5 protein-coding genes and 1 pseudogene (1 of these 6 only partly in view) are annotated in these 18,474 nt (G+C 36.7%); 1 reads left to right on the forward strand and 5 read right to left on the reverse strand.

Annotated features, from left to right (window positions below; all coding sequences use genetic code 11):
* The 4 genes and pseudogenes from BLS98_RS08210 to BLS98_RS08225 all read right to left on the reverse strand — a co-directional run.
* Positions 1 to 11,455, reverse strand: a pseudogene (locus BLS98_RS08210) (non-ribosomal peptide synthase/polyketide synthase) (its annotated part extends 21,197 nt beyond the left edge of the window); the annotation flags it as partial.
* A gap of 475 nt (positions 11,456 to 11,930) precedes the next feature.
* Complete coding sequence (locus BLS98_RS08215; protein ID WP_089735378.1) at positions 11,931 to 13,691, reverse strand: fibrobacter succinogenes major paralogous domain-containing protein; 1,761 nt, start codon at positions 13,689 to 13,691, stop codon at positions 11,931 to 11,933.
* A gap of 228 nt (positions 13,692 to 13,919) precedes the next feature.
* A complete protein-coding gene (locus tag BLS98_RS08220; RefSeq protein ID WP_089735380.1) occupies positions 13,920 to 14,486 on the reverse strand; it encodes a hypothetical protein in 567 nt (188 codons plus the stop codon).
* Between the two features lie 188 nt (positions 14,487 to 14,674).
* Positions 14,675 to 15,313, reverse strand: a complete 639-nt coding sequence (locus BLS98_RS08225) for a 4'-phosphopantetheinyl transferase family protein (protein WP_089735382.1) — start codon at positions 15,311 to 15,313, stop codon at positions 14,675 to 14,677.
* Between the two features lie 255 nt (positions 15,314 to 15,568).
* Between BLS98_RS08225 and BLS98_RS08230 the strand changes: the two genes are divergently transcribed.
* A complete protein-coding gene (locus BLS98_RS08230; RefSeq protein WP_089735732.1) occupies positions 15,569 to 16,072 on the forward strand; it encodes a superoxide dismutase family protein in 504 nt (167 codons plus the stop codon).
* Positions 16,073 to 16,127: 55 nt separating this feature from the next.
* Here the strand turns inward: BLS98_RS08230 and BLS98_RS08235 are convergent, their stop codons facing one another.
* Positions 16,128 to 18,257, reverse strand: coding sequence for a carboxy terminal-processing peptidase (locus BLS98_RS08235; RefSeq protein ID WP_089735384.1), 2,130 nt, complete (start codon positions 18,255 to 18,257; stop codon positions 16,128 to 16,130).
* Positions 18,258 to 18,474: the final 217 nt, after the last annotated feature.

Here is an 18,474-nt window from a genome sequence, read left to right on the forward strand (position 1 = left end):
AGAACTTTCTGCCCGTTTCTTTATGATCCCGAAGGTATTTCTGAGTATCTGTATAAGCGCGGTCCGGTACAATGGTAATCTCCTGACTTTTAGTAAGGTTCAGGTAATTTGTATGAATACTGTTCAAAATAACAGGTATGCTCCATCCATCCAGGATAGCATGATGGTTACTGAACAGACAGGTATATTGGTTTTCTGAACGTTTAAACAGATACACTCTGAAAAGATCCCCTTTGGAAAGATCATACCCTTCAAAACGGTCTTTTGCTGTAATTTCTTTAATCAACGCTTCCTGAGCAGAATCACCTATCTCACTGATATCCTGATAGCGCCAGTCTACATTTCCATTTTTATTAATAACCTGAACAATCTCCCCATTCCAGTCGAACCTCATCCTTAATGAAGGATAAGCCGCTTGGGTAAGCCCCCAGGCTTTCTTTAGATTTTCAATATCAAGAACGGCATTGTAATCCCATAATAGCTGTACTCTGTAAGCATCATCTTTTTCCCCCTGATTCAAAGCATGATACACGAACCCTTCCTGTAAACTGTTGGCAAGATATACACCTTCTATTTCCGCCGTTTTCTGTATCTCTGTAAGCTGCTCAAAGTCTACCACATCATCTACATCGGATGGAGTGAGGTAACTTTGTGTTTCCTGAGAAAGGGTTTCAACGATGGTTTCAATATTAGCTTTAAAATCTTCTGTAAACAATCTAATTTGCTCCTCTGTAAGATATCCTGCAATTTCGAAGCGTAATTGCCCATCTACAACAGCACCATTCATGCTGATATAATGGCTGTCGCGGTTATTTTTTCCTATTCCTGATCCGGTATCTTCAGCAGCAATAAACCAACTTTTTTCTCCTGTTTCCTGATCTAATTGCCCTAAATAATTGAAACTGATCTTTGGCAGCTCACATTCTGTATATCCTACCAGGCTTCCATAGCCAATTCCATTATGAGGGATACTTCTCAGGGATTCTTTGGTCAAAACGATGGTATCTATCAATCCTTTTCCATTTTTCAAAAGTAAAGGGAACATTGTAGTGAACCACCCAACGGTTTCTGTAATGTCAAGATGCTGAAATACTTCTTCACGACCATGGCTTTCTAAAAGAACAGAATGACATTCCTCTCCCGTTAATTTTGAAAGAGAAATTGACAAAGCTGTAAGTAATAGATCATTGATCTGAGTCTGATAAACGTGATGTGTATTTCGGATTAAAGCTTCTGTTATTTCTTTATTTAAAATCAGACTACTGCGATAAGAATCTTTTATTATTAAACGATCCAGTGCTTTATTATGAGCTTCTGTTATTTCTGCACTTGTATTCCAGTATAGTAATTCTTTAATTCTGGATTCAGCCTCTTCAGAGCGATAGCTTTTTACAGCATTCACCCATTGACGGTAGCTGCTGCCTTTCGTGTGAGAAAGAACTTTTTCTTTATCTCCTTTTTCAAGAGACAGATAGATATTTTTTATGTCTTCTGTAATAATTCTCCAGCTTACTGCATCAATAATCAAATGATGAAAAGCAAAATAAAGTCTCGCACTTCCATCTTCATATCCGCTAATGTATCCTATCTGAAACAATGAGCCTTGTTCAATATCAAAACCAGATTGCCACTCTGTTAGGGTTTTTGACAGATCTTCCTGGTTCAGAGCTGAAACATCCAGATACTTAAGAGATGGGAAAACCTGAGCGCTTCCATAGGTCTGAATATATTCATTATTCCTTCTTTCAAATTTTAACCGGAATGCATCATGCCTTTCTATCAAATGCTGGATAGATTCTTCCAATAATTCTTTATCAAGTTCAGGAACATTGACAAGGAAGGTCTGATTCCAATGATTGAAATCGCCCAGATATCCTTGTTCTTTCTGGCTAAAGAACCACTCCTGAACAGGAAGTAAGGATACTTCTCCCCCCAGGATCCCTTGTTCTGTTGCAATTTGTGTTTGTTCGTTCTGTTTCTTCTCTTCAATAAGCAAAGACAGTACTGCTGCTGTTCTGGATGTGAATACCTCTTTTACACTTACCTTTACCTCAAGCTGCTGCCTGATTCTTCCCACCAACTGAATACTGATGATACTATCCCCTCCTAATCTAAAGAAATCATCATGAATACTAATAGTTTCAGCATCAATTCCCAATACACTACCATAAATCTGGCATAGTTTGGTCTGAAGTTCGGTTTGTGGAGCAATATAATTTTTGCTTCCTGTAAATTCAGGTTCCGGAAGTTGTTTTCTGTCCAGTTTTCCGTTAATCGTGAGTGGTAAAGCCTCTAGATGAACGAAAACTGCAGGAGCCATATATTCTGGTAAAGATTCTGATACATATTCAGACAGAAGATGAGCATCTATTTCGGAATCTGAAACATAATAACCGGCCAGATATTTCAATCCGGCTTTATTTTCTTTAGCTAAAACTGCTGTCTGGCGAATTCCCGGATAACGTACTAGCGTATTTTCAATTTCTCCTAATTCGATTCTATAGCCTCGGATTTTTACCTGGAAATCATTTCTTCCCATGTATTCTAACTCTCCATTAGAAAGCCAGCGTACCAGGTCACCGGTTTTATACAATCGACTATTTAAACCTTTCGCTTTTTCTTCTAACCTTTGGAAAGGATTGATAATAAATCGTTCTTCTGTAAGTTCGGGACGATTCAGATATCCTCTAGTAATCCCTGTTCCTCCAATATACAGCTCTCCTATTGCTCCAACGGGAACCGGGCGCAAATCAGCATCCAAAACATAAGATGTCATATTTCCAATTGGACACCCTATATTCAACGGATTATTATCTTCTTTGTAATAATGAAGGGTTGCACATACTGTTCCTTCCGTAGGTCCATAAGCATTAACAATATCTACTCCTTCTGCCTGATAAAGAGCCATCAGCTGTGGATTGGTTACATCTCCCGCAACAATAAGCTTCTCTAAAGGTAAAATATAGTCCTTAGTAAGAAGTACAGGCGGAATGGTTGCAATCCTGATATTATTTTCACTGATATAGTTTTGCAATGCTACAATATCAGTCTGTTTTTCTTTATCTAACAGATAAATGCTATGACCATGGGTAATGACTGGGAAAAGTTCTGCAACGTGTGCATCAAAGACATAGTTAGCATACCAAAGACAATTTTTCGTGGCAGCCTCTCTGGTATTTAACTCCAGGTTTTCGGCAAATTGAGTCGTAAGGTTTGAAACTCCACGATGTTCTACCATTACTCCTTTCGGAAGTCCCGTTGTTCCACTGGTGTAGATTACATATGCTAAATTTTCAGGCTTTGTTTGAGTAATTGGATTGTTTGGGTCAGCTATTTCCAGTTGTACTTTATATTGAACCTCATCCAGAGAAATACATTCAATATTGTGATCTTTTAATTTCTCAACTGTGCTTTCCTGACCTATCACTAATCTGGCTTGAGTATCTTCAAGAATATGTTTGATTCTGTCTGAAGGATATGACGGATCAATTGGCACATAAGCTCCCCCCGATTTTAGAACTCCTAAAATAGCAATCAGCATATTTTCAGAACGTTCCAGACACAGAGGAATAATTTCGTCCGGTTGAATATTATATTTTCCGATCAAATAGTTGGCTAATCGGTTTGATCTTTCATTTAATTCTTTGTAGGAAAATTGAATATCCCGATATACCAATGCAATATGATCTGGCGTTTTTACAGCCTGATCTTCAAAAAGCTGATGAATGGTTTTTTCAGATGGATATTCAGAAACGGTGTTATTCCAGTCTTCTGTTACTTTTTTGTACTCTGTATTGTTAAGAAATTGGAAATCATTGATTTTAATACTCGCTGCATTCTCAGCACCTATCGCCGCAATCTGTTCTAAAAGCAGAATATAGGTGTCTTTCATTTTCAGGATGGTATCTTTACTGAAAAGGGAAACCGCATAATTAAACATTCCTTTTATCTTCTCTTCACCATCATCAATCATCGTAGTCAAATCAAACTTCGCAGCCTGATAATCTATTTCACCTTCAAAAAGGGAGAATAGAGCATCTTTTTGAGTTTCCCTTCCAAAGCTTTGAACACCAAACATCACCTGGAATACCGGATGACGGGACATATCCTGTTCTACACCCAACTCTTCCACCAATTTTTCAAACGGAAGGTCCTGGTGAGACTGCGCTTCTGTTACAGATTGAGATCCCTTAAGAATAAAGTTTTTAAAATTCTGTTCAGAATTAACGTTTCCTCTCAGTGCCAATGTATTGACAAAGAAACCTACAATATCTTCAAGACCCGCATGATGACGGTTGGAGATTGGGCTTCCCACAATAATATCCTCCTGACCTGAATAAGCCGAAAGCATTAGATAATATCCTCCCAGCATCACACTGTATAAACTTACTCCAAGGTCTCTGGAAATTGTTCTTAATCCTGAAGACACTTCTGAAGACAAATCAAAATAAATGGCAGCTCCTTCATAAGAAATCTGAGCCGGACGTTTAAAATCAAGGGGTAAATTAAGTGACTCGAAGTCTTCTAATATACCCTTCCAGTAATTAATTTGCTTATCCAGTACTTCTCCTTTCAGGTAATTTCTCTGCCAAAGGGCAAAGTCTTTATACTGAACAGCAAGATCAGGAAGTTGATGAGAGGTTTTATTAATTAAAGCTTCATATACCGTCTGAATTTCTTTCAACACGATATCTACAGACCATCCGTCAAACGCAATATGATGGACTACAACAGATAAATAAAACTGATTTTTCAGCCTAAACAAAGTGATATCCACAGGAAGATCTTCTTCCAGACGGAATACCTTATTAGCCACAGAATTAATCGCTACGTCCAGTTCTTCTTCAGTTTTTACATCTACTATTTTAAATTCCGGTAGAGAGTCTGTAACAACCTGATATCCTATTCCTTCTGCGGTTGTTTTTATTACAGATCGAAGGACTTCGTGTCTCATAATGACCGTTTCCAGAGATTGTTGAAGTTCCTCCAACTTTACATCCGGGCTCAAAGTAAGCACCATCGGAATATTATACGCGCTGCTTCCGCCTTCATACGCCTCGATAAACCAAAGCCTTTCCTGTGCAAAAGATAAACGCTGGTCCTCAGGTGAGGAAACCATGACTGGCTCAATATGTATATTCTCTTCCTGGAATTCCGTTTCCAGAAAGGAAGCAAGAGAAGCAATGGTTTTATGATTAAATACAGAAGTTACCTGAATACGAAGATCCAGATAATTTTTAATCTTACTAATCAGCTTTATCGCCATAATACTGTTTCCTCCCAAACGGAAGAAATCATCATGAATACTGATCTCTTCAGCGTCAAGGCCTAATATTTCCCCATAAATACGGCAAAGATTTTCCTGAAGCTCTGTTTGTGGAGCTGTATATTTTTGGATGCTTGTAAATTCAGGTTCAGGTAATGCTCTTCTGTCTAATTTTCCGTTGATTGTTAAAGGAAGGGCATCAAGATTCACATAGACTGCAGGAATCATATATTCCGGCAATGTTTTCGATAAAAATTCAGAAAGTTGAGTCTGATCTATAACCTCATCAGACACATAGTATCCGACAAGAAACTTCATTCCTTCCTTATTTTCTTTCGCAAGAACCACCGCCTGTTTTACACCTGTATATTCCTGAATTCTGGTTTCAATTTCACCTAATTCTATTCTATAACCACGGATTTTTACCTGGAAATCGTTTCTACTGATATACTCAATATTTCCATCTGCATGAAGACGCACCAAGTCTCCGGTCTTATAGATTTTTCCATTTTTCCATCTGATTTTCTGTATTGGAGTCTGGAAAGGATTTAAAATGAAACGTTCGGAAGTAAGATCCGGTCTGTTCAGATATCCTCTTGCAATACCGTTTCCACCAAGATAAAGTTCTCCAATAGCACCTACAGGAACGGGACGATAATAGGCGTCCAATACATATGCTGAAGTATTATGAACAGGACGTCCTATAAGATGTACATCACCATGTTCTACCTGTTTGTAAGTAGCATAAATGGTAGCTTCTGTTGGTCCGTAAAGGTTATAAAGTTTGGTATATTCTGACCAGTATTTACCGGTTTCATAATCACAAGGTTCTCCGGCATACAGCATTCCTTTCAGAGAAGGATATTCTATTCTTGGCAATACCGAAAGCATCACCGGTGGCAGATAAGTATAAGCAATATCGTGATCTAAAAGGTAACGACTTATGGAATCTGCATCTTTTTTAAGGGCTTCATCAAGGAGATGCAGCTCATTTCCGTATAACAGGGTATTGAAAAATTCTGATACCGATACATCAAAAACATAAGAAGTATAGGCTGTTATCTTTTCTCCCTCACTGAAACCATAGGCATCTCTGATCTGAGAAACTACATTCACTACATTCTGATGCTCTATCATTACTCCTTTAGGCATTCCGGTAGTTCCACTGGTATAAATGACATAGGAAAGGTTCTCCGGAGTAACTTTTGTAACAGGATTATGAGAAGATGCTGTTTCCAGAAGGGCTTTAAATGCAAGCTCATTTAAGGATATAATATGCACATTCTCTGCTTCTATTTTATCTTTCGATGTTTCTTCCGTAAGGACTACTTTTGCTTGGGTATCTTGAAGAATATGCTGGATTCTATCTGCCGGATATTGAGGATCCATTGGCACATAGGCTGCACCTGCTTTTAAAACACTCAAAATGGCTACAAGCATATTTTCTGAGCGCTCTAAACATATAGGAATCAACTCATTTGGCTGCACATTATATGCATCAATGAGATGATGAGCCAGGCGATTGGCTCTTTCGTTCAATTCCTGATAAGATAATCTGATATTCTGATATACCAAAGCCGTAGCATTGGATGTTTTTGCTACCTGATCTTCAAATAATTGATGAATAGTATACCCTTCAGGATAATTGTTTTCAATATCGTTCCAATCCTTCGTAATCTTCTGATAATCTTCATCATTCAGAAGTTGAAGGTTTTTAATTTTATTATTTTTTGAGACGGTATTTCCTGTTTCAACCAATTGGTTCAGGATAAGCATATACGTCTCTTTCATACGGATAATCGTTTCGTTTTTGAAAAGTGCAACTGCATAATTGAATATTCCACGGATGCTGTCTCCATGAACATCAATCATCATTGTCAGATCAAATTTGGCAGATTTATAATCAATATCTCCATCAAAAGGAAGAAGTATTGTATCGTTATTTGTATGGGACCCTTTTTCTTCAAAGCTTTGAATCCCAAACATCACCTGAAAAATTGGGTTTCTTGAATTATCCTGTTCTACACCCATTTCCTCTACCAGTTTTTCAAAAGGAAGATCCTGATGAGACTGAGCATTGGTGATAGACTCTGAAACCTGTACAATGAAATCTTTTATCTGCTGATCGGGATCTATTGTTTCTCTTAAAGCAAAAGTGTTAACAAAGAACCCTATGATATTTTCAAGGCCTGCATGATGACGGTTGGCAACCGGACTTCCTATAATGATATCATCCTGTCCTGAATAAGCAGATAACATCAGATAATATCCGCTCAGCATCACGCTGTATAAACTTACTCCAAGATCTTTTGAAAGCTGTTGTAAGTCTGAAGCAAGCAGTTCCGGAAGATCAAAATAATTTGTTGCTCCTGTATAAGAAACTTGGGCAAGTCTCTTAAAATCTAAAGGAAGATCCAGGGTCTGGAATCCTTCTAGTTTATTTTTCCAATAAGAAGTCTGCTCATTAAGTACTTCTCCTGAGAGGTAATTTCTCTGCCATAGTGCAAAGTCTTTATATTGAATAGGTAATGCCGGAAGTTCAGGATTTTTTCTTTCGATAAGTGCTTGGTAAATAATATTGAATTCATTGATGAAGATCTCCGTAGACCATCCATCAAAAGCGATATGGTGAATCACTACTGACAGATAATCATATTCCTCCATGCTGAAAACAGAAGCACTTATCGGAAGTTCCTGATCTAAATGGAAAACTTTATTCGCTACATAATCTATAGCCTGGTCAAGTTCTGTTCTGGTTTCTACCTGTCCGAAATGAATCTTGATCTTTTGGTCGGTTACCTTCTGATATCCTACTCCGTCTTCTGTTGTAAGAATAATACTTCGCAATATTTCATGGCGCTGCATCAACAGATCAAAAACCTGTTGAAGATATTCTCGGGAAATATTTTTTCCCAATTTAAATACCATTGGAACATTGTAAACACTGCTGCTTCCTTCGTAGGACTCTATGAACCAAAGCCTTTCCTGTGCAAAAGACAGACGCTGCTCTTCAGGTTTCGAAACCGGTATCGCGTTGATGATTATGGGTTCAGAAACAGCATTGTTTTTATCAAGTATATGAGACAATGAAGCCACTGTTTTATGCCCAAATACCATGGATACATTTACCGGAATCTCCAGCTCCTGTTTGATCTTACTGATAAGTTTAATGGCCATAATACTATTTCCTCCAAGGCGGAAGAAATCATCATGAATACCAATGCTTGCAGGCTCAAGTCCTAAGATTTGACCATAAATAGTACATAGTTTTTCCTGTAATTCATTTTTAGGACCGGTATATTCTCTTTCTCCACTGAATTCAGGCTCAGGCAGCTGTTTTCTGTCTAATTTCCCATTAATCGTTAACGGTAAAGCTGTTAATTGAACAAAAACATTTGGTACCATGTATTCAGGCAATGTTTCTGATAAATATTCTGTCAGCTTTTCAGCATCCAGTTCTTCTTCAGCTACATAATACCCCGCCAGGTATTTCATTCCCGTATTATTTTCTTTGGCCAGAACTACAGACTGCTTGATATCAGGGTGCTGAGATAATCTTTCCTCAATTTCTCCTAATTCTATTCTGTAACCACGAATTTTTACCTGGAAATCGTTTCTGCCAATATATTCTATATTTCCATCAGGAAGCCATCGTACCAGATCTCCGGTTTTATATAACTTCCCGTTTACTTTTTTATGCTTTTGGAGTTCAGTTTGGAAAGGGTTTTCTATAAAACGTTCTTCAGTAAGTTCAGGACGGTTCAGATATCCTCTTGCAATGCCTACTCCGCCCAGATATAACTCTCCTACTGCTCCTACTGGTGACAACTGATGACATGCATCCATAATGTATGCAGAACTGTTTCCTACGGGTCTACCGATAACATGAACATCTCCATGCTCTATTTGTTTGTAGATCGCATAAATAGTGGCTTCTGTAGGGCCATACAGGTTATAAAGCACCTTTTCTTCCGACCAGTATTTTCCTGTTTCATAATCACACGGTTCTCCTGCATACAGGAAACCTTTCACTGAAGGATAATCTATTCGTGGTAAAACAGATAGCATTACCGGTGGTAAATAAGTATAAGCAATCTTATTTTCTAATAAATACTTACTAATAAGATCTGCATCTTTTTTAGTGGTTTCATCCAATACATGAAGCTCATTTCCGTATAGCAAAGCATTGAAAAATTCCGATACGGAAACATCAAAAACATAAGAAGTATAGGCTGTTATCTTTTCTCCTTCAGAAAAACCATATGCTTCTCTTACCTTATCTACAACATTAATGACACTCTGATGTTCTACCATTACTCCTTTCGGAAGTCCTGTAGTTCCGCTGGTATAAATCACATAAGCAAGGTTAGATGCAGAAACTTCAGTTACAGGATTTGATGTCTGTTGTAAGTTCATCAAACTATTGAAGTTCTGGTCATTTAATGATAAATATTGTGGAGAAAGGTAATTTACTTTATCCACAGTACTCTCTTCTGCAAGAATCACTCTGGCTCTTGTATCTTGAAGAATATGCTCAATTCTGTCTACTGGATAAGAAGGATCCATAGGAACGTAAGCTGCTCCGGATTTCAATACTGCTAAAATAGCAATCACCATATTTTCAGATCTTTCCAGACATAATGGAACAAGTTCATCTGGCTTAAGATCAAAAGCATTGATTAAATAATGAGCCAAACGATTGGACTTCTCATTAAGTTCTTGGTAAGTGAGCTTAATACCCTGATACACTAATGCAGTATCCTCAGGAGTTTTTAACACCTGATTTTCAAAGGCCTGATGAATTGTTTTACTCTTCTGATGATCCCAATCTATCGTATTCCAGCTGTTTATTATCGTCTGATAGGAATTTTCATTTAAGAGTTTGTATTGAGAAATTAATTTATCATTATTCCCTTCCAATAAATCTTCCAATATTTCAATGAACAGTCTCTGATACATGTCTACAAAACTGGAAATCAGTTCAGCATCAAGTTTTTGATTCGCGTAACGAACCTTATAATTAATCTGTCCATCTCTTACTTCCTGCTCGAACGACAACTTCCCAACCAAATCGACATTCAAATCACTGTTAATGATTACATTACTGGCTCCTTCATAATGAATAACCACGTCTTTAAGACTGGTTTGAACAAAACCAAATTCTAATATATTGGAAGTTGGTGCATAGCTGATAAGTTCCTCAATAGGTAGATATCTGGCCTTACTTGTTTTTAATTGATTAGTATATTCTATATTTTGATGGATAAGATCCTGAAGAGAAGACTTCTGCTCGAATCTGTATCCTTTTAAAATGGTATTAATATGGGCTCCAAAGATAAAGTCCTGCCCTTCTGCAATTCCAACAGGGTAATTGATTACCAAATCATTAACTCCTGAAATCCTATGAAGTAAAACTGCAAAAACCAGCTGCCCGTAAGTATAGGGCGTCAGTTTATATTTTGAAATCAGTTGTCTTACTTTAAGAGATACTGATTCGGGAAAATGAAATCGCTGTTCACTTACCGGATTAGTCAGAATATGTTCTTTTTCCTGAAAATCAAGGAGAAGTGAATCTGAAGTTTGTAAAAATTTAAACCCGATATTTTCTACTTCCTTCAACCCTGATTTCCAGAAATCTGACATTTCTGTTTTTCCTTTCGCCAGTATATCTTCAAGTTGGTTTCTCAGTTTTTCATATCGTTCCCCCTGTGCTGTAAGACTGATAGGATTTACATAGCTAAGATCATTGTAAAAAGTACTGAGCTCAGCATAGATACTGTTAGCACTCAATCCATCAACAAGAATATGGGAAAATATATGAATGATTCTATAGCCGCCATTATTCAGCTTGATGGCATAAAATCTTGCCAGCTGCTCTTTTTCTAAATCAAAAGGATGCAAAGCAAGCTGTAAAACTTCATCAGGATTGGGTTCCTCTGCAATAAATGTTAATATTTGTGCCTCTTCAGAAAGCAAAGGTCTGTGCTTCCAAACCAAATTTTCTGACTCACTTACAACATTACTGTTCAATAGTAAATTATTGTTAACAAATCTGACTAAACTTGAATTCAGTCTCTGGATATCTACATATCCGGACATAGACTGGTCAAATATAATATTATAGTCACTTCTGGATGGATTTAGTATCCATTCATTATAAAAGGTCGATTGATAAGGTGTTAGCTTCATAGCAGTATATCCCGAAGGACGGTAGATTAGGTTAGGTTTAGGTACGTTTTTTTATTCACTACATTCCTTTGAAGCCTTCCTGAAACATGTTTCAGAATATCAATAAGCAGCAGCCTCACCTTTGAATTTACAAAAGAGAATAACTGGAACCTGTTTTATAACAAGCTTCGCATATAAGAGTGAATATTTAGAATTAAAGTGAGTATAGATTGTTTTTTCAGCAGCATTACTTAATCAAAACCAGTAACAGACTGTGTTACTTGGCCAGACTAAATACCTCAAGGTTTATGTGATTTTCACCACCATCTAAACTCAATAAAGAATGAGATGTTTTTTTATCTATTAAGCATGTGTTCTTATTCAAAAATAATATTTTAAGAAGATATTTTTTACTTTTAATGATTATTTAATCATTATTTAATAGCAACCAACATACTGTAGGCCGCTATTAAATAATGATATTTCAAGGGTTCTTTTACTCTTTAATACAACGAACTGAACTTCCTTGTGATTTGGAAGATCCACTAGTTGTATTAGCTGTTCCAAATGTTGGAATCTGTAATACATAAGCTGCAGGATTAGCAACAGCATCAGTTGTACTACTCCAATAAAATCCTTGTTGTCCTGTATATACAGAGGATAATGTTCCTTGCCCTGCGTCTCTTATTCCCGGAACCGTTAAGCCCAGTTTACTTGCAGAAGCTCCAGAAGCTCCATTTATGACATTCGTGTTCAGATAGTTTGTCAACTGAGCTCTCGTTGGAACTTTAAATCCTACAGGACATGGGTTATTCGTAGACGTTGAATTATCCCATAAATTAGAATTAGGGTTTACTCTCCAGTCTCCACCCACAGCAATAAATAATGGATTAGGTGGTACATCACTTTTCGTACCTGTAGTTCCATTAGCAGGAGTTCCGCTATTAGGTCCTGTCCAGTTAATCAGTTCATGAGCATCAGGTCTTCTTCCCCATTGGAATAAGGATCCGTATGCACGATAATCAGATGAAGATGTTGCTTTTTGACCAAGATTAAAGTTAGGTCCGTTCACATTGGTATAATCTGCTCCTAAATTGTGATTCAACCATACATTATTATCTTCAGCCTGTATTGGAAGATAAAGGAAGTTATGATTGAAATTCCCCTGAACATCAGGTTCATTAAACATTCTATCCGGAATAGCCGCTATGATACGAACCTCATATCCTTTCTGAGTTCCGGAGTTAGGGAATAAGAATTTTCCTAATAACACTCCAAGATAATCATTTCCAATCCCTGCATTTACATCCAGTTTACGTGCATTTAATGTTCCCACTTCAGATTTCAGAGTTGCAGTAATTGATTTAGTAGTCGCATTATATGACTGAGAGTTCCATGAAAGGGTAATATTTCTTGAAATTCCATCTTCTGTAAGATTAGCAGGAATATTAATCGTTTGACTCCATGCACCAACAGTTCCACTTCCAGTAGCTGTAGCAGGAATATAAACGGTAAGGCCAGATGTAGGAATTACTCCCTGAAGATCAACCAGTGTTTCAGGAGTTCCGTCTGCCGCAACAGGTCTTGCTGTTGTAGCAGGTCCTGTAGGTGTAGTAAATGGTGAATAATCCTGATCATAAACAGAAGCGATAAAATATCTTCCTTCCAGTGTTATGTTTGATGGAATTACAGGGGTTCCGGGATTTACTGCAAGTGAAAGATTAGAACATGTACTTCCGTTTATGGTAACATTAAATGTTGTAGTCCCGGAACTGATAGGAAAGCCATTTACAGAAAGCTGTAAAGTCCCGTTTCCAGTAGCAAAAGTACCTGGAGCAAGGGTGACAGTTAAGCCGTTAGCCTGAAAAGTCTGTCCAGCGTAAGCACTTCCGTCCCCATTCGTATAAGGGATAGTCAAAGTTCCTGTATACGATAGTCCTTGTGTTGCAGAGCTAGGAGCAAATGCAGCCGCTCCGCAATTTAAAGCAAAAGTCGGATTCTCTTTCCAAAAACATTGTGACCAGGCTCCTCCTTGAAAAGCCTTTACACATTGTTCTGATACATCATAGATTAACATTCCGTTTACCGGATTATTAATCACTCCTGTATTAGCAATTCTGTTCAGTAATAAACTCTTATTGCTAGATCCCAGTTCAAGATCTGCACTTAAATTAGGATTGGGTTGATTAATCCCAACCTGAGCAAGGGAAAAAGAGCTAATACTAATGTAGATAGGTAATAATAATTTTTTTTTCATGTTGAATTTTTGTTGTGGTTTAATAAAATTTGTCTATATAAATATTCTTTCATTGAAGTTGCAATGAAAATAAAGAATAGCAAGTTCCAGTAAACAGATTCTTAAATATCTGTATAGATGTAGTACATAAACCTTGTATATTACTCAAGGTAATGACGGGTGTACATTGAAATTACTTAATGATATTACAATGATTTGAAACTGGTTACCGGAAAAATGTCTATTGCATTATTTAGAAACAACTGAACAGGTATTTCCTGCAATATTTGCATTAAAAGTGATATTCCCCGTCCGGTCTGGGATTCCGGTAATAGAATACTGTAAGCTTCCGTTCCCTACGACGAAGTTTCCTACAGGTAAAGTAGCAGTTAATCCATTGGTCTGAATAGATTGTGCTTCATAGCTACTCCCGTTTCCTCCCGTATAGGGAATTGTCAAAGTTCCTTTAAAAGCCTGGCCTGAAACAGGATTGGGAGATACAGTTGCCGAAGTACATAATAAAGAAATGGGACTGGCTAATGCTTTTTTTCCGATCAGTCCTTTCCCGAGACATTTAGACCATTTACCATTCTGATATGCTTTTACACATTCTTCTGATTGGTCATAAATCATCATACCATTAACGGGGTTTGCGACAGCAGCAGTGTTGGGAACTCTGTTTAAAAGAAGTGTCTTGTTGTTGGAGCCCAGTTCAAGGTCTGAACTGAGATGGGGATTATCTTTTTTGATACCGACCTGTGCAAGGGAAAGCACGCTAAAACTGAAGGTAATCATCAGTAATACTTTTTTCTTCATTTGTATTAAATCTTAGTGTTTAAATAATTTTTTTTTCTCCGAGTAAAGATATATGTTAAAAATGAATTTTCAAAAAAAAAACGGTAAAAAAATGAATTTTTATCACTAAACAATGATTTTATAATTGATATTAAATAACTGAAATTCACACAAATAAAAGGGTTTACAAAGTGTTAAAAACAATTAACTCAAATTTCAGGAGTTACCAAAAAAAGTGCCTTTTTTTTAATGCTTTTATCATCGGAAGCTATGCAAATCTGATAATTTTCATCAATAAATATTTCCTTTGTAAAGAATTTTTTACATTCAATCTCGCATTCATCATTTACAATTTCAAAAGAATCTAGAGGAATCATCATGCCTCCCCCATGAGCTTTCATTACCGATTCTTTTTGTGTCCAATACAAGAAAAAATCTCTAATCTGATCTTCAGAACGTTCAATTTTATCGAATTCACGCCTTGTCATCTGAAACTGAAAGTCCACATAATTGATTTTATCATCTATAAATTCGACATCAATTCCTATGGGAAATTCTCCAATAGCACAAATTACAAGTTCTCTAGAATGAGAAATATTGAAATGAAGAGGATGATCCTTCAAATAAGGTTTATTATCAGGAAACCTTAAGATCTGCACCTCATCAATGTGATAATGAGACTTTAATCCTAACTGTAAAAGAACCCTGCCTAACAGGGAAAGCTGGGCATCCTGCCACCTTCTGTATTTCAAGATATCCAGTCTAAAGCTCTCGGGAAAAGAGTTTAAATACTGATCTAAAAAATACTGATGCTTCTCTTCACTAATAAATGTATATAGAATAACCATTCTTAATGCTCTTCAAATGTGTGGTATTGATTGTAAAAGAAAACTGTGACCTTCATCCAAAAAGATAAAAATAAACAATTTTATTCGTCTTTCAATTTAAATTATTATGAGGGTAAAACTACACATTGTGAGGGTAAACAAGATATAATTAAGATGCTTCCTCAGATATTCTTTCAGAAAAAAGGCTGTAATCATAAAGCGTTCTGGAAAATCTTTTATAAATTTAACCTAAATATCACTATAAATCATTTAAAAATGAAAGTACAAACATTAGCATTATTGGCAGGATGTGCATTTTTAGCCGTTTCATGCGGAACTACAAAAACGTACAGCGTAAATGCCAAAAGCGGAACTCAAACAGGTGGAACAGCAAAGTTTACCCAACAGGGAAATGATGTCATCATGAAACTGAATGTAACGAATCTTACCCCTGGAATCCATGCAGTACACATTCATGAAAAAGGAGACTGCTCTGCAGCAGACGGAACCTCTACAGGCGGACACTGGAACCCATCTAAGAACGATCATGGAAAATGGGGAGCTGAGCACTTCCATATGGGAGATATAGGAAATTTGGTGGCCGATCAGAACGGTACAGCCGTTTTAACTTTCAAGACTGATAAATGGTGTCTTGGTTGTACAGATGAATCTAAAAACATCATCGGAAAAGGTCTTATTGTACACGCTGCAGCAGACGATTTCCATACTCAGCCTACAGGAAATGCCGGAGGAAGAGTGGGATGTGTAGAAATTAAGTAATCATTTATTTACACAATAAAAAAACCGATAATTTTCATTATCGGTTTTTTTATGTTTATGACTTTACTCCCATATCTGATACAATATTCATTGCTTCCTGCAGGTAAAGATCTTTTTTAAGATTCTTGATCCACATTTCAGATTTCTTTTTGAAAGCTTCGTCTTTTTTCTCTCTTTCAACTTCACTTGGATACATAATAAACTGTAATCCGTTCTCAAACTTAGTCAGCACTTTGAATTTTTCAATCTGAGATTTTCTGTGCTTCATGACATCATTGAATTTATTGATGTTCAGTGTAATGTTTTCTTCTTTATCCAGCTTTTCTCTCCATTGAGCTGATTCTAACAGAAGCTGGTAGTTTTTGTTCTTAGCCATTCTGTCTGCACTTGCTTTCTCAAGGGCCTGAATGTTAAAGAAATTCAGTTTTTCGAATTTGGTAGCTGGAATTTTATCCCAAGCCAGGGCAAAATCATCATAACGCTCTCCTACTTCGGCATACGTAAAGAAATCTTTCATCTGAATATCAGATACAATTCCTTTTCTCTGTGTAGACTCACCTGTAATTCTATAGAACTTTTGAATAGTCAGTTTTAAAGATCCGAAATCATCTTCTGTATTCAGGAATCTGTTCAAATCTACAAAAGTCTGAACAGTCCCTTTTCCGAAAGATTGTGGAGATCCAATCACCACAGCTCTTCCATTATCCTGCATTACACCTGCTAAGATCTCAGAAGCCGATGCAGAAAGCTCGTTTTGCATAATCACAAGCGGACCTGTCCAGATAGGAGTCTCATTTTTGTTCTTCAGGGTCTGTATTTTTCCATTTCCATCCTTCACCTGTACATAAGGTCCGGCCTCCATGAAAAGTCCCATAATATCTCCTACTTCCGTTAAAGATCCACCACCGTTGTTTCTAAGATCAAGGATAATTCCTTCAATATTTTGCCCTTTAAGCTTTACAATCTCATTTTTGATATCATCAGAAGCATTTCTTCCTTTTGAATTTTCAAAATCAGCGTTAAAGCTTGGTAGGTTAATAAATCCATATTTCTTACCATTCGGAGCATTTACTACAATACTTCTTGCAAAAGTATCTTCAATAGCAACCTCTTCACGAATCATAGTTACATCTTTGATTGTTCCGTCTTTTTTCTGAACGGTTAAGGTAACAGGGGTTCCTTTTTCTCCTCTGATTAATCTTACCGCTTCATCAGAAAGCATTCCTACTACATTTACAGCATCATCTTTTGGTTTAGATTTTACTTTCAGAATCTTATCCCCTTCAGAAAGCTGCTTAGATTTCCATGCCGGGGCTCCAATAGTAAGAGCACCAAGATAAAGGTTTCCTTTTTTCTCTTGGATTAAAGCTCCGATTCCGATTACTTTTCCTGTAAACTGAGTATCAAAGTCTTCTTTATCTTTTGGAGAATAATAGTTGGTATGTGGATCGAATACTTCGGTATAAGCATTCATATACACCGTAAACCAATCCATTTTTTTTCTCTTTTTGAACCTGGTAAAGGTCTCTTTTACAAGATCTTTCACCTCATCTGTAGCTTTTTTAACCTTCTCATCCTGAGTAAGAACTTTAAGCTTGATGGTATCATTTAATTTGTACTTCTGAACAGAATCTTTCTTCTCTTTCTGAGCCTCTTCTTTGCTGTTCATCGATTCAACTTCCTGAAGGATGTTGTATTTGATGAATTTTTTCCATTCATTATACTGTTCCTGCTTGTTGGCAGGTACTTTTTTAAGCTTTGGCTCCAGCGTAAGTGTTTCTTCTTCCTGAAGGTTAATAGGCTTACTGAAAATGTCCTGGGTAATCTTATCAATCTCGTCTACTCTTTGATAAAGCCTGTCAATTGTAAGTTTATAGAAACTCAGATCGCCCTGATTGATATAATCATCAAGCTTTGTTTCATGCTTGCTGAATTCATCCATATCAGACTGCAGGAAATATCTTTTGGCAGGATCTACCAATTCGAAATAATGTTTATAAACATCTTTTGAGTAGGCATCATTGATAGGCTTTGGACTATAATGCAGGTAAGAAAGAGTGTTTTTTACGCTCACCATTATTGTCTGCATCTTTTCATCATCGTTCTTTGGCGAGTTGAAGCAAAACATTAGACTGGTTAATGGAATCAGTAGTAAAAATTTATTCAGTTTGAAATTTTTCCACATAAACTGTCTTTATTTATTAATTTTTTGAAAAATAAGTATTGTAATAAGTAGCAATAATTTGCAGACTGTTACAAACTATCAAATTTAATACCTTATTTATAAATATCACACAGTTTTAAGAATTTTTATTCAATCAAATCTTTATGCTTTATTTTCTGAACACTTCACTATCATCACATACAAAGTACACAAGCCCTATTCCTTTCATCTTCAAAAA

Source organism: Chryseobacterium jejuense (assembly GCF_900100075.1).
Taxonomy (GTDB): Bacteria; Bacteroidota; Bacteroidia; order Flavobacteriales; family Weeksellaceae; genus Chryseobacterium; species Chryseobacterium jejuense.

What these genes read in the sequence shown, in the direction of transcription:
- BLS98_RS08215 (WP_089735378.1), bottom strand. Translation starts at nt 13,691, where the DNA reads ATGAAAAAAAAATTATTATTACCTATCTACATTAGTATTAGCTCTTTT.
- BLS98_RS08220 (WP_089735380.1), bottom strand. Translation starts at nt 14,486, where the DNA reads ATGAAGAAAAAAGTATTACTGATGATTACCTTCAGTTTTAGCGTGCTT.
- BLS98_RS08225 (WP_089735382.1), bottom strand. Translation starts at nt 15,313, where the DNA reads ATGGTTATTCTATATACATTTATTAGTGAAGAGAAGCATCAGTATTTT.
- BLS98_RS08230 (WP_089735732.1), top strand. Translation starts at nt 15,569, where the DNA reads ATGAAAGTACAAACATTAGCATTATTGGCAGGATGTGCATTTTTAGCC.
- BLS98_RS08235 (WP_089735384.1), bottom strand. Translation starts at nt 18,257, where the DNA reads ATGTGGAAAAATTTCAAACTGAATAAATTTTTACTACTGATTCCATTA.